Consider the following 13520-nt stretch of genomic DNA (forward strand, 5'->3'; position numbering starts at 1 on the left):
TGTGGTAACAAAGCCGTCTTAGCATAGCCTTAGACCTGTAATTTTGCGTCCCTACTTTTCAATAGGTTTGCCCTTCTCAAGAGTATTGAATATTTTACAAGATCTTCGTACGATGGTGGTTAAAAACTTTAATGAAGACATTTCCACTTTCTGATTTAAAAAACTTAACCCCCATTAATTTTAATGGTGTCCAAATTTCTTTCATTTGAACTAAAGGTATAATTTTGCTTCATCCTTTTTGCAGTAACCCAGCTATCCTACCAAATGCCTTAGACCTGTGGTTATGCGCGCTTACTTTTAAATTACTATATTGAGATTAATTATACTTAATAAGTTAACAATTGTTAATAGATAACTATTAATTACTTTAATACATTTTTCGATAAAGTTTCAATTAGTAAGTAATTCAAATATCTTCTTAATAATCTTAAGGTCTATATTCTTTAGTCTAATGACAGGCTATAACTAATTCTCTTCCTTTATATACTAAACATAAAAAAACTACTATATATATAAACCTTTGACATAAACAGTTTTGTCCGTCCCCCATTTACTTGAAACTGACTTTGAATGAACAACTGTATATCCCTTATATAAAACCTCCCCTAAATGCCAACTGGCCTCTTCCTATCAAGTTTAATAATTCAAAATTTCAAGAAGAATGAAATGTACCAGCTTTCCGGAATTTACTTGTAGATTCAAATATAAACTTCCCCTAATAATTTGCCTATAGATTAGGATACCATGGTTCACCTTTTTACTTTTTTTGTCTATTTTTGTCTACCTTTGTCTGTTTTAGAGAACTAGCTATACTTTATAACGAACAAATGCTATATTATAAAAAAAACGGTTCTTATGGAGGGGGAATATGTCTAGTAGATATGAGGAATTAGACTCACTAAGAGGATTAGCTGCACTTATTGTATTAATTGGGCATTATATGATGATATACCCATCATATGCAAGTTATCGGTATGATTCAAGCAGTCCCTACATATTCTATTTATTCAAGGAAACTCCTCTAAGACTTTTTTTCAGTAGCGGCAATGAGTCTGTCATTCTATTCTTTGTATTAAGTGGTTTTGTTTTGTATTTATCTATTAATAATGCGAAATTCCATTATCCTACATACTTAATAAAACGAGTTTTTCGAATTTATTTACCATATCTAGTAGCAATAATTATAGCTATATTGGCTAAAATGCTTTTAAGCCATAATGATATGCCGTTTATTAGTAACTGGTTTAGCAAATCCTGGACCGTTTCAGACACACCGGCTCTATTATTACAACATCTTTTGTTTATTGGGAGTTACAATACTGACGCCTATAACAATGTAATATGGTCTCTTGTCCACGAAATGAGGATTTCAATCATTTTTCCATTTTTGATACTTTTATTTATTCGCAAAGAGCTTAAATACTCCTTATTTTGGTTTATGATTTTAAGTTTTTCATCAACTATGGTTTTATATTTGTTTGGTTCCAATTTGAACATAACTAGCAGTCTTTTGAGTTTCCACTACATAACTATTTTTTTATTGGGAGCAATATTAGCGAAGTATCGCCATGACCTATTTAACTATACTTCCAAAATGAAAAAAACTGTAAAAATTATAGTACTGATGATCGCATTTATTTGTTTTATGTACGAAGGAATAATTGGTGAAGTAGATTTATTAAACAATTATATTTTCAGGGACTATGTTGTATCGTGTGGTGTTTGTATCTTTATGATTATTAGCATATCTTCCTTAAAACTTTCATCATTATTACGGTCTAAAGCACTTACTTTTCTCGGTAAAATTTCTTATAGTCTGTATTTGTATCATCTCATCTCGTTATTCTCATTCATGTACCTATTTTATGATAAGTTGCCTACCGGCTTGATATTAATGTTTTCCTTCTTCTTTTCCTTTTTACTATCTTCATTGGCGTATGTATTCGTTGAAAAGCCATGCATGAACCTTGGATCGTATATTACGAGAAGAAAAGAACCAGTAACAGAAATATCCTTGAACCCTAAACCTGTAAAACGAAAAATAGGGTAAAAGCTTACCTATAAAGAGGGATTTTTCAAACAGATAGTGCGAAATGAAAGGTAAATATTTTTTGAATATGAATCTCAACAAATTTTTTACGATTCCTAAAAAAGTGGTGAAATAGATGAATGAAAAAGTAAAAATCAAAGATTTTATACGTATCTTAAAAAAGCGAATAGTAATCATTATACTTTCTACACTTTGTATTACTGGTTTCGTTATTTTTTCGTCCATGTACATTATGAAACCAACTTATCAGTACTCTACTCAAGTTCTGGCAGGATCTTTAAGTATGGGAGAAAAGGAAACTTCCATAAATAAAGTGCAAGAAAACAGACAGTTGGCTCTTTCGTACATGGATATCATTAAAAGCCCACAAATTATGACAGGAGTTAAAGATTCGTTAAACCTAAAGACTTCAAGTTATGAGTTACTCAAGCAAGTTTCCATTACCAATAGAGATAATTCGCAGATTATTATTATTACCGTCAAAGATTCTAATCCTGAATCAGCTAAAGCCATTGCACAGGCTGTCGCAATACAGTCCATAACTAAATTTAAAGAGTTTGCAAATGTAAAACAGATTAATATTCTTAATGATAACGAAATGGAACAAGCAGAACTTCTTTTTCCAAAACCAAAGTTTATTATAGCCATTTCCATCGTAATAGGCTTTTTTGCTGGAATAGGTTTAGCACTTCTTCGAGAACACTTTGATGATGCGGCTTACAGCGATCGTGAGCTTGAGCGTCTTGGACTTCCATTGTTAGGAAGAGTGAACTTAAATACAAAAATGAAAAACAAAAAACAGAAAACACCTTATCAGACATTATCCTCTACGGAACGAGGTGAACATGGTGGCTATTAAATTCACAAGGAAACAATCCTTTTATCTAAATGATGTCAACAATAAAGAACAATTTTATTCGATATGTAACAATATCGAATCCAATCTCAAAAAAGAAGATTCACTATTAATGGTTACATCACTTACACATTCACAAAATATAGCTAATGCAACCGCGTTCTTAGCCCTTGCCTTTTCTGAACAGCGTAAACGAGTGCTGGTAGTGGATGCTAATCTTCGCCAACCTTCTCTACATCATGTGTTTAATATCGATAATTCATTTGGCTTGACCAACTTGCTCTTAGGTGAGCACCCCAAAAATAGGGATCATGCTATACATATAAAGGATAGTCTTTTCTGTTTACCCACAAGTGAAGTCCTGTATGAGCCAACGACATTATTAACTTTAGAGACCCTTCCCTCCTTAATTGAGGAGTGGAAAGAGCATTTTGATATTATTCTATTTCATACTTCAGATAGTATAAACAAACCTGATGCACAAATCATAGCGAAACATTGTGATGGCATTATTGTAGCGATACAAGAAGGAAGAGATAAGTTAGAAAAGATTGTGAATGTGAAAACACAATTTGAAAGGGGCAAACATGAAATAACCGGTACAATGATCATTTCATGAATAAAGGAGGGTAACCATTGGATTCAAAGATTAGAGTTGATGGACAGGAAGAAATACTGATAAAACCAATACCGACATCATCATATTTTACTTTAAAGCGTTCAATAGATTTTATCATTTCATTTTTTATGTTACTTCTTTTAACACCGATTTTAGTTTTATTCTGTATTCTTATCCCTATTGACTCAACTGGTTCCCCTTTTTTTTGTCAACAACGACTGGGATTAAATGGGATATCTTTCAATATGATTAAATTACGTTCCATGAGTTTAGATGCTGAAAAAAATGGGCCACAATGGGCAAGTGAAAAAGATTCTAGAGTTACAAGAATAGGAGCATTTATACGAAAAACCCGCATTGATGAAATTCCTCAACTTATTAATGTTTTAAAAGGAGATATGTCACTCATTGGTCCAAGGCCTGAAAGAGAGTTTTTCTATAATGAATTTGATAAGTTTTTGCCTGGCTTTAAAAATCGTTTATTTGTTAAACCAGGCATAACTGGATGGGCCCAAGTAAATGGGGGTTATGATTTAACACCAAAAGAGAAGTTGAATTTCGACCTATATTATATTCAACACCGCTCACTTGCTATGGAAATCAAGATTTTGTTTCGAACAGTGGCCATTGTATTTACTGGTAATGGAGCTAGATAATCGATTAAAAGGGGTTTTGAAAAATGGATAAAGTGCTAGTAACCGGAGGATTTGGTTTTATTGGGTCTCATATTGTGGATACATTAATTCGTAATAATTATGAAGTGGCTGTTTATGATAACTTATCTACCGGATCTACCGAGAATGTCCATTCAAAAGTCATTCCCTTCTTTGGAGATGTAGAAGATGAAGGCTCACTTGAAAAGGCGATGGAAACATTTAGGCCTGACTATGTCGTTCATCAAGCCGCGCAAGTTAGTGTACAACAATCAATTTCAGATATTACGAATGATGCACAGATCAATATCATGGGAACCATAAATATTGCTAAGCTTTCTCACAAGTATGCCGTTAAAAAGATTGTATTTGCCTCATCAGCGGCTGTATATGGAAACTCTAATGTTATGCCAATTACCTTATCGCATGATACTCATCCCTTATCACCTTATGGTGCCTCAAAAAAAACGGCTGAAGATTATCTAGAGCTTGCAAAAGAATTATATGATTTAGACTATGTGAACCTCCGTTACAGTAATGTGTATGGTCCAAGACAAACAGCAAGTGGTGAAGGCGGTGTTATATCAATCTTCACAAATCTTGTCATTAACAATAAGCGGCCTGTTATTTATGGTGATGGTTACCAAACAAGGGATTTTGTTTATGTAAAAGATGTAGCAAATGCCAATCTAAAAGCGTTAGAATTTGATGGAAGTGGAACATTTAATGTTTCATCAACTACTAGTACAAGTATCAATCAATTATTCTCGATTATTCAATCATTTGGCACACATGATTTATCCCCTATTTATCAACCAGCCAAAAATGGAGACATCAAAGATAGTTTACTATGTAACAAAGTGAGTATCCAAAAATTGGGTTGGCATCCCGTTTATTCGCTTGAAAAGGGACTTGCGAATACATATGACTATTACCTTAAACAAAATCAGTCTACTATAACTACAGTTAAATCACCTGTACCACAACTCAATCCAACTACTATATCGTCATAAAATGGGGATAGAAACAAGTGAATAAGAAGAAAAATTCTATTTTCAAAAACATTATCCATTTATTTTACAGTACGATTCTATCTAATGTTTTAAACGCAATTACACTTATATTATTGGCCAATTATTTTAACTCAAAGTACTATGGAATTTTTAGTGTCGCTCTAGCTCTAGCTATGATTATGAACTTTTTTACAGACCTCGGAGTAAGTAACACTTTCCTACGAGAAGGATCGAAGAAAGGAAGCTTAAGTACTACATTTTCTTCTTATATTAAGGTCCGGGTTGTATGTTTGCTTTTAACGTTTATTGTATTTTCTGTCGGCATCCATGTCCTTTATCAAGAACAACAAATTCTTTATATGATATATAGCTTAATGATTCCCATGGTCATTGGTTTGGCGATACAAAGTATAGGAATTACCTATTTTCAATTAACTGAAAGGATGCAGTTTATCGCGTCCATTAAAATCTTCTCAGCCATTGCATTAATCATTTCAACCACGGTGAGTATGGGCTTAAAAGTGGATGTCCATCTAGCAGCGTTTTTATATGGATTTTCTTATTTAGTAGGCGGCCTTTACAGCCTATATTTACTTCTCAGTAAAGCGGAATTAAAATGGAAATCTCCTTTTGAAAAACAATTATTAATAAACCTTAGTCCGTTTTTAATCAGTGGGTTATTTATTATGTTAACCCCTCAATTAGGTCCCTTAGTGTTAGAAAAAACACTGCCTTTAACGCTTGTTGGTCTATTTGCGGTAGCTTATCGGATTCCTTCTGCTCTATATCAAATACCAGGAGTCATTGCAGGCGCATTTTTCCCCCTCTTATTTAAGCGATACAACCGAGGCGAGTTGGAGGAACATACTAGATTAAATATTCTACAAATGAAAATTATGTCTTATACCGGTCTGTGTATGACCCTATCCCTATTCTATTCGGCTGAATATCTCGTCACTATTTTATTCGGAGACGAATGGGGAGCAGCGGTGCTACCTTTAAAAATATTGTCCTTTATTATAGTCCTACAAGGCTTTAACATTGCTATTGCGGACGGTCTAACGACAAGAGGGTTACAGAACCGGCGTACTATCATACAGTTTATAACCATCGCTATTGGTTTGTTGTCCTTCTATTATCTTAGCGTTAGCTATGCAGTGGCTGGTTCAGCTTTTGCCGTTTTAATTATGGAGGTCGTATCATTCATTGGTTATGTCGCGGTTAATCCAGTAAAAAGAACGGTATTAGCAAAGGTTATTATTCCATATGGGTTCTTCTTTTCTATAAGTTTTATCCTTATACACTACTCATTATCACAATACCCTTTTATAGCCATGTTATCTACCATCATTTTAGTTTCTACTTTAATTTTACTATTAGATAAGCCAATCAAGGGCTTAATAGTAGGTTTGATAAAAAAGAAAAATCAAGATGGGAGACAAAAAGAGAATGGAAAGATTGCAAATTAATAAAAACACCTCTATGTGGCCAGTCTTTCTCTTGTTATTTTTTATTACACTTAGTAAATACAATTTGTCCATCGGTTTTTCATTAAAAATTTACATGATTTTTCTAGCCATTTTCTTGTGCATGTATTTTCGAGATTTTTACTTTCATACCCTATATCATTATGAAATTTTATTGCTGTTATTTTATTTTACCTATTGTCTGAGTGGCGCTTTTTCACAGTACCCGGAATCCAGCATTCGGGTCATTCTAGGTGTAATACTCGTACTTGGCTGTTATTTCATCATGAGATATATACTGGAGCTAACCTCGATAGGTGCCATTGAAAAATCCATTGCAAATGTCGGGATCATATTTAACATCATTAGCCTGTTATTGTACGTCATCGGCATAAAGGCGACGGGTAGATTCCCAACAGGTGTTGAGGTTACATCTTATGGATTATTATTAGACCGAGATTATCCGAGATTAATTGGATTGCTTGATGACCCAAACATCTTTATTTTTTTTAATACATTGTTTTTTTCCTTTTATTTAACAAATTTAAAAGGATTCAAGCATTCAATTGGATTCATCTTATGTGTGATCACCTCTCTTCTTACTTTTTCAAGAGGTGGAATTCTAGCTCTCATACTGGTGGTCATTTTGTACATGCTGTTAGCGAATTTTTCAAAAAAAATAAAAATGATGACTGTTTCTCTGTTATGTCTAGTTGGGATCTATGCTGCAGGTTCTTTCATTCAAATAGATTTCAATGAGATTATTGCTAGCCGTATTACCGACTTTTCTACTGATGGTGGTAGTGGCCGGTTTGAATTATGGAGTCAGGCGATTAACTATTTTATGTCAAATCCCCTTTTGGGTATTGGTGCCTTTAACTTTTCCGATTACTACGCATTTGAGCATAATGAAAAGCTATATGTTCACAATACGTATCTAGAAGTCCTAGTAGAGTCAGGAATCATTGGTTTTCTTTTTTACATTTCCTTTTTATTGATGCTCGTTATCACCTTATTCAAGGCTAAATTACATAAGGAAAAACCCTTCATTGTGCTTACACTCTTTGCTTTTTTAATACAGATGATGTCCCTTTCCCTCATGATTAATGAAGCATTTTTTTCCTTTTTAGCACTTACTTTAAGATATATTACCGTATATGAAAGAAAAGAGGTAGATGTTTATGATAAACAACAAAAAGGATAGCAGACCTTTAGTTTCCGTTATAACTCCCTCATATAACAGCTCGTCTTTTATTAAAGAGACTATTAAATCTGTCCAAGATCAATCCTATTCTAACTGGGAAATGATTATTGTTGATGACCAATCAAAGGATGACTCGATTCATGTCATTAAATCATATACAGAAAGCGATCCACGGATTAAACTTATAGCTTTAACTCAAAATGTTGGTGCTGCTAGAGCTCGAAATGTCGCTATAAAAGAAGCCAAAGGAAATTATATTGCGTTTCTTGATAGCGATGATCTATGGATGCCTACTAAATTGGAAGAACAAGTCACCTTTATGCAAAAGGGAAACCTTGTTTTTTCTTTTACCTCCTATTCTTTAATGGACGAAGAAGGAAATCCTCTAGATATTGAAGTAAAGGCACCAAAAACGGTAGATTATTATAATCTGATTGGAAATACTACGATTGGCTGTTTAACTGTGATGTTAGATAGGCTACAAATTAAGCAAATTGAAATGCCCGATATTCAGCCTGAGGATTCGGCATTATGGTTGTTACTGTTAAGACAGGGGTATCAAGCACATGGCTTACAAAGGGTTTTATCCAAGTATCGTATTGTTAGTAACTCTACTTCTAGGAATAAATTAAAGGCTGCTTACCGATATTGGAAACTGTTACGGAGCCAAGAAAAATTAAACTTTGTAAAAGCTAACTATTATTTTAGCAAATATGCCTATCATGCATACAATAAAAACAGAGGTTCGCGGCCTACCTCTATACAAAATGGGGGTAAATAAGGAAATGAACAATGTCCTACTACTAACCGATAAACTCATAACAGGCGGCGCTGAGATGTATTTTTGTAAATTAGAAAACCATCTTAAGGATGAAAACATGACGTTTTACTCAGCAGCTGCTACTGGTGAGTTGTACAATCAAATTCATAATAAACATCAATTTATTCCATTAAGCTTAAAAAATCACTTCGCTAATCTCAAGACACTGAGTAAAGAAGTTAACCAAAAAGAAATTGATGTTATCCATGCAAATAGTTTAAGAATGTTACTATATTCCATCGCAATAAAGAAAATCACGAAAAGAAAAATCAAGCTGGTGTATACCAAACATAATGTAACCATACTTGAAAAAAAGACACCCTTACTATTTAAAAAGGTGCTAAATCAGCATGTGGATCAAATTATTGCGGTTAGTAATTTCGAAAAGGAGAACTTACTTCAGTTTGGTGTAAGGAAGGAACTTATTCGGACCATTTACAACGGAGTGGATGTGGAACACTTTTCTTTTCAACAGCTACAACCTAAAGAAACGTTCAATGTCGGAATTCTAGCACGGTTATCAAAAGAAAAAAACCATGAACTCTTTTTAAAAATTGCTAATGAGTTAAAAGATGTACCGAACGTGATGTTTTATATTGCTGGAGATGGACCTGAGCGGGAATTTGTTAAAAAAATGATTAAGGACTTAAAGTTACACCATAAGGTGAAGCTTTTAGGTAATGCATCCAATCCATATGAATTTATTTGCAATATGGACTTGCTGCTCCTTACATCCTTAAGAGAGGTTTTTCCAATGGTAGTCCTTGAAGCAATGGCAACAGGTACACCAATTGTTTCTGTAGATGTAGGCGGCATTAAAGAAGCCGTTGTGGATCATGAAACAGGGGTTCTCATTTCCCATCATTCGGAAAAAGAATTTGCTGAAAAAATTAGAATACTTCACGATGATAAGGGTTTAAGACAACGCTTGGGTAGCAAAGCAAGACAAAAAGTAGAAAAATCATTTTCCCTTACAAATATGATTCATTTTACGCTGGAAACCTATCATTGATTTAAAACAAACGATGACTCGTTTGTTTTTTGTTTTTTATACCTATACTTTTTTTTTGGACAAACATATGCTGTATAACATCACTTTATAAGGAGTGTTATACAATTGACAGACTCACTAAACTTGTCTGAAGATTGCCAGAACAGAGATGTTCTTAATATTGATTGTTTTGGCGCTAATCCTAATTTGGTAGACAATTCCCCAGCCATTCAAGATACGATTAATTATTGTGTTGCCAATAATCACTCTAAAGTTGTCATCACAGGAAAGAAACAATATACCCTATCCTCCCCCATTGTCATTAAATCAAATGTACATCTTGAAATTGATCCTACTGTAACATTAATCATCAAAGGGAATTTCCGAGTTTTTGAACTTCAGAAGGATGCTTCCATCTCAGGTGGCACGATTGAAATCGTGGATAATAGCTTTAATTCATCCGTCATTTTTCTTTCTGGTGCCCAACAAATAGAAATTCATAATCATACAACTATATCCAATATTAATATTATAAACCGTACAACAACGTACCAGGGTATAGCCATTCATTTGTACTGTGAAAAAGCATGGGATTTCATCAGTTTCTTTAAGGCAAGCTCCCTCCAAATCACAAACTTCCATACGGCTATCTATTTAAAAACAGAAAAGCTTCTAAATATAAATACCCCGTGTTGGATTAATGCGAACTCCTTCCATTCTATTTTTATAGATGGCTGTCAGTATGGTATTGAGATTGTAGGAAACGGTGATTTACCATTCGAAATTTCAGGGAATATGTTTACCGGAATCCAAGTTCAATGCCGGAGCCAAACAAAGAAAGTCATCCGTTGTTCGGGTGCCTATAATATTTTTGAAGGAGTGATATGGGATACCTACCGTATGGATGCTCCTCCTCTGGTCATCGAATTCTCTTCTACTTCTCATCACAACTACCTCTTTTCGAACCAAGTAGCTACATCAATTCTAGACCGTGGCCAATACAATCGGTGCACATCGCCACATGAAGAATCCCTTCAAGTATATCCTCCTCTTGCCTTAAGTAAAGCCCATCTGGTTGGGAATCAAGACGATATCTTAGTGAACGCAAACGTCCGCTACGCCGTACGTCAGCTTTCTGGGAAAGCACCATATGGAGGAAATATTAATAATTGCTTTAACTTACTCGATGAACAAAGTGTGAATTACCTTGATGTTCCAAGTTCTCAACCTATTGTAATTGAATTAGATTTTTCTAACCAACCTATCAAAATGCTGAATTGCTTGGGTATATATTTTGGATGGAATGAAAGCCCAAGTCGTATTTTGATAGAATATCAACAGAGCTTAAATGGACCCTGGACAGTTGCAAAAAATGTTCCTTTTAATGCAGGAAACACTGTTATTTCAGAAGCAAGAGCCGATACGTTGTACAAAATTAAACTGACTCTAAGTGGATATACACAAGAGCACAAACGATTTCGGATTAATCGCATATTTGCAAGATCATCTTTACAGCATGGGTCCTCTTGGTTATCGACCACAGGTGGGACATTATATGGAGATTTAGAACTTCAAAAAGGGAAAGTTGTGACAATGGTTTCTCCAAACGGAACAAAGTGGAAAGTAAGTATCAATGATCAAGGACAAATTATCACATCGAAACTATGAAAATCTTAACCTTAAATGGTTAAAGCTCAAAAAAGCAGCTTTTTCTTATTTAAATAAATGAAGCCGCTTTTTTTCTTATAAATAATAACTTTTTAGTTATTATACTTTCCCTTTGCTCCATATTTTTAATGAGATTTGGCTATGAATACTACTATCTCAACTATAAATAATAGTGAAGGACTCCTACTTCTCATTGATTTACTATATTTGCTTGACCGGTGTCGGAAATTCTGCCCATAGGCAAAGAAGGAATGTCAATGGTGGTACCCATGCTCTTATCCGTAAGTTCAATAACAGCGTTTTGAAGAGTGATTTGGTCCAAATCCCAGAACATCCCCTCAAACTTATTATATTGCCCACTTACCTTCAAAATGCTCTTTGTTTTACTTGAAGGTTGTATCTGTAAGTTAGTAAATTGATTACCACTAGTCTCATTCGGTATGGTTAAAGAACTATCCATGTAAATCATGTTTACGCAATCCTCTAGAGATACATTCATAAACCGATTAGCATTGATCCAGGCCTTTCCAGAAGACGGCTTTTCAGCTATTAACTTTACTCCAGTCTCCATTCCTACCACCTTAACATTTTCAAAATTCACGAAAGAAATCTCATGTTCTTTACCGCCAGCATATAAAGATATTCCTGTACCCTTATTATTTTCAGACCAGTTTACAATATTTACATCCTTTACTTGTGTTTTGTTCCAGGTGTTATAATATTTATATTTACCATCTAAGTAAATGACCTCTGAATTAAATTTAGTATCATTAATTGCTACATATGCACCTTCAATGGAAGCATTCTGCTCAAGTTCAAGTACCCTAAAGTTACCCTCAACAATGAACTGCGTTCCGTATCCGAATAGCAACTTAACACCTTTCCTAACTATGATAGGGGATGTAATCGTATACTCCCTATCATCCAGCATTACCGTCTTTAACTTATTGGCCTTTGCATGATCAATGGCAGCTTGAATCTTCGCAGAATCATTAGCACCTTTAAAATCTTCAACGAATATCTTTTCTTTATGGGTAGATAGAGAATGTTTCTGCTGAAAAATGAAGAAAACAATCAGCAAAAAACATATGAAAAAACCAATCATTTTTTTCATGAAATTCCATCCCTTTTTCACTATTTTGGACTTATGCTCTATTTCTATCTGAAGGTATTATAAAGGCTTCAATTATTGACCCATATGTGTATGGCGAAAGTTAACGATTCAATATTTATTTTCATGTATCGACTGCACTTATTGACACCAATTGATTTGCAGCAATTTATTAAAATATCAGGAATAACTTTAGGATTATATAATTACAGTTTCCATCTTTTCCCTACTATAAAAAGTGTTAGATTGTATCAATAAATTACATAATTTTCTATCATGGGAACATTTTTTCAAGAAAGATTTAATATGATATTTTTAAAGGTAAAATTGATATTTAATAAGTTTGTTATATTGTATGTCATAGATAATATTATCATATACATATATTCAAATAGTTTCTAAATTTTCATTAAAATCAAAACAGAAGACTGCTGGTTGGAGCTCATTTTTAGTGTCGATGCTTTTTTCTCAAGGAGGAAGACGAAAAAGTTCTTTTTGATAATCCAACGGTATTCAACTTATTATTCATACTCTATATTAACTGGTTATGAGAGAATAGGAGTATTTTAAGATTCTAAAGGTGGCAGTTTGGCAGGGAAGGACAGTGGTGGCAGAATTTTATCAAATTGAAAGTACAAATGAGAATTAATTTAACAAAAGATACTAAAAAAGAAAGGTTCCATAACTTTACATTAATCAATTCAATTATTATAAAATGTCGTTAACTTATACCATAACTGATTTTTTTATTTCACTAAGTAAAGTTCTTACATTGATCTAAAGCATTTCCTTTTACACTAAAGTAAAACTTTATTTTCGGCTGTGCTCTCGAAGGACAGAGGACTTAATAGCATCTTTATCACGCATAAAGTCTCCAATTAATAAGTAACCATAACTTTTTCATAGCCAAATAGAAAGCTATTTTTATCCGTTTGCTCAAATTTATAAACCTTTCGCCAATCTATCTTGCCCTGCATATAATTAGAATCATGATATCTCCCTTTATTCGATATTTTAGAATCATTTAAATTTATACAGCATTATTTAACATATCCCCCCCCAACTTCAC

11 protein-coding genes and 1 riboswitch are annotated in these 13520 nt (G+C 33.7%); of the genes, 10 read left to right on the forward strand and 1 reads right to left on the reverse strand.

Annotation, left to right across the window (positions count from 1 at the left end; all coding sequences use genetic code 11):
• A riboswitch (cyclic di-GMP riboswitch) is annotated at positions 1 to 82 on the reverse strand.
• Positions 83 to 868: 786 nt separating this feature from the next.
• From AKG34_RS16445 to AKG34_RS16490, 10 genes are all read left to right on the forward strand, one after another.
• Entirely contained in the window at positions 869 to 2050 is a 1182-nt protein-coding gene (locus tag AKG34_RS16445; protein WP_053347073.1) for an acyltransferase family protein, read from the forward strand.
• 115 nt (positions 2051 to 2165) lie between these two features.
• Positions 2166 to 2909: a YveK family protein gene (locus AKG34_RS16450; protein ID WP_053347074.1), complete on the forward strand. Its 744-nt coding sequence runs from the start codon at positions 2166 to 2168 to the stop codon at positions 2907 to 2909.
• Complete coding sequence (locus tag AKG34_RS16455; protein ID WP_236694962.1) at positions 2896 to 3525, forward strand: CpsD/CapB family tyrosine-protein kinase; 630 nt, start codon at positions 2896 to 2898, stop codon at positions 3523 to 3525. The genes AKG34_RS16450 and AKG34_RS16455 overlap by 14 nt, the downstream gene beginning before the upstream one ends.
• A gap of 17 nt (positions 3526 to 3542) precedes the next feature.
• Positions 3543 to 4181 (forward strand): sugar transferase, encoded by a 639-nt coding sequence (locus AKG34_RS16460; protein WP_053347075.1) that lies wholly within the window; start codon positions 3543 to 3545, stop codon positions 4179 to 4181.
• Positions 4182 to 4204: 23 nt separating this feature from the next.
• Positions 4205 to 5191, forward strand: coding sequence for an SDR family NAD(P)-dependent oxidoreductase (locus AKG34_RS16465; protein ID WP_053347076.1), 987 nt, complete (start codon positions 4205 to 4207; stop codon positions 5189 to 5191).
• A gap of 17 nt (positions 5192 to 5208) precedes the next feature.
• A complete protein-coding gene (locus tag AKG34_RS16470; protein WP_053347077.1) occupies positions 5209 to 6660 on the forward strand; it encodes a lipopolysaccharide biosynthesis protein in 1452 nt (483 codons plus the stop codon).
• On the forward strand, positions 6650 to 7861 hold the full coding sequence (locus AKG34_RS16475; RefSeq protein WP_053348142.1) for an O-antigen ligase family protein: 1212 nt from the start codon (positions 6650 to 6652) through the stop codon (positions 7859 to 7861). The genes AKG34_RS16470 and AKG34_RS16475 overlap by 11 nt, the downstream gene beginning before the upstream one ends.
• Positions 7839 to 8642: a glycosyltransferase family 2 protein gene (locus AKG34_RS16480; protein WP_152952299.1), complete on the forward strand. Its 804-nt coding sequence runs from the start codon at positions 7839 to 7841 to the stop codon at positions 8640 to 8642. Before AKG34_RS16475 ends, AKG34_RS16480 begins: the two co-directional genes overlap by 23 nt.
• Before the next feature lie 4 nt (positions 8643 to 8646).
• The gene (locus tag AKG34_RS16485) at positions 8647 to 9693 is read left to right on the forward strand and encodes a glycosyltransferase family 4 protein (RefSeq protein WP_053347079.1); all 1047 of its coding nucleotides are present in this window, start codon (positions 8647 to 8649) and stop codon (positions 9691 to 9693) included.
• Between the two features lie 105 nt (positions 9694 to 9798).
• Positions 9799 to 11340, forward strand: coding sequence for a glycoside hydrolase family protein (locus tag AKG34_RS16490; protein WP_053347080.1), 1542 nt, complete (start codon positions 9799 to 9801; stop codon positions 11338 to 11340).
• A 190-nt stretch (positions 11341 to 11530) separates the two neighbouring features.
• Here the strand turns inward: AKG34_RS16490 and AKG34_RS16495 are convergent, their stop codons facing one another.
• Positions 11531 to 12454 (reverse strand): hypothetical protein, encoded by a 924-nt coding sequence (locus AKG34_RS16495; protein WP_053347081.1) that lies wholly within the window; start codon positions 12452 to 12454, stop codon positions 11531 to 11533.
• Positions 12455 to 13520 lie beyond the last annotated feature (1066 nt).

Origin of the sequence: Peribacillus butanolivorans (assembly GCF_001273755.1) — a bacterium.
Lineage (GTDB): Bacteria > Bacillota > Bacilli > Bacillales > DSM-1321 > Peribacillus > Peribacillus butanolivorans.

Excerpts from the sequence above, each read along its gene's own strand:
- AKG34_RS16445 (WP_053347073.1), top strand. The coding sequence starts at position 869 with ATGTCTAGTAGATATGAGGAATTAGACTCACTAAGAGGATTAGCTGCA.
- AKG34_RS16495 (WP_053347081.1), bottom strand. The coding sequence starts at position 12,454 with ATGAAAAAAATGATTGGTTTTTTCATATGTTTTTTGCTGATTGTTTTC.
- AKG34_RS16450 (WP_053347074.1), top strand. The coding sequence starts at position 2,166 with ATGAATGAAAAAGTAAAAATCAAAGATTTTATACGTATCTTAAAAAAG.
- AKG34_RS16465 (WP_053347076.1), top strand. The coding sequence starts at position 4,205 with ATGGATAAAGTGCTAGTAACCGGAGGATTTGGTTTTATTGGGTCTCAT.
- AKG34_RS16485 (WP_053347079.1), top strand. The coding sequence starts at position 8,647 with ATGAACAATGTCCTACTACTAACCGATAAACTCATAACAGGCGGCGCT.
- AKG34_RS16480 (WP_152952299.1), top strand. The coding sequence starts at position 7,839 with ATGATAAACAACAAAAAGGATAGCAGACCTTTAGTTTCCGTTATAACT.
- AKG34_RS16455 (WP_236694962.1), top strand. The coding sequence starts at position 2,896 with ATGGTGGCTATTAAATTCACAAGGAAACAATCCTTTTATCTAAATGAT.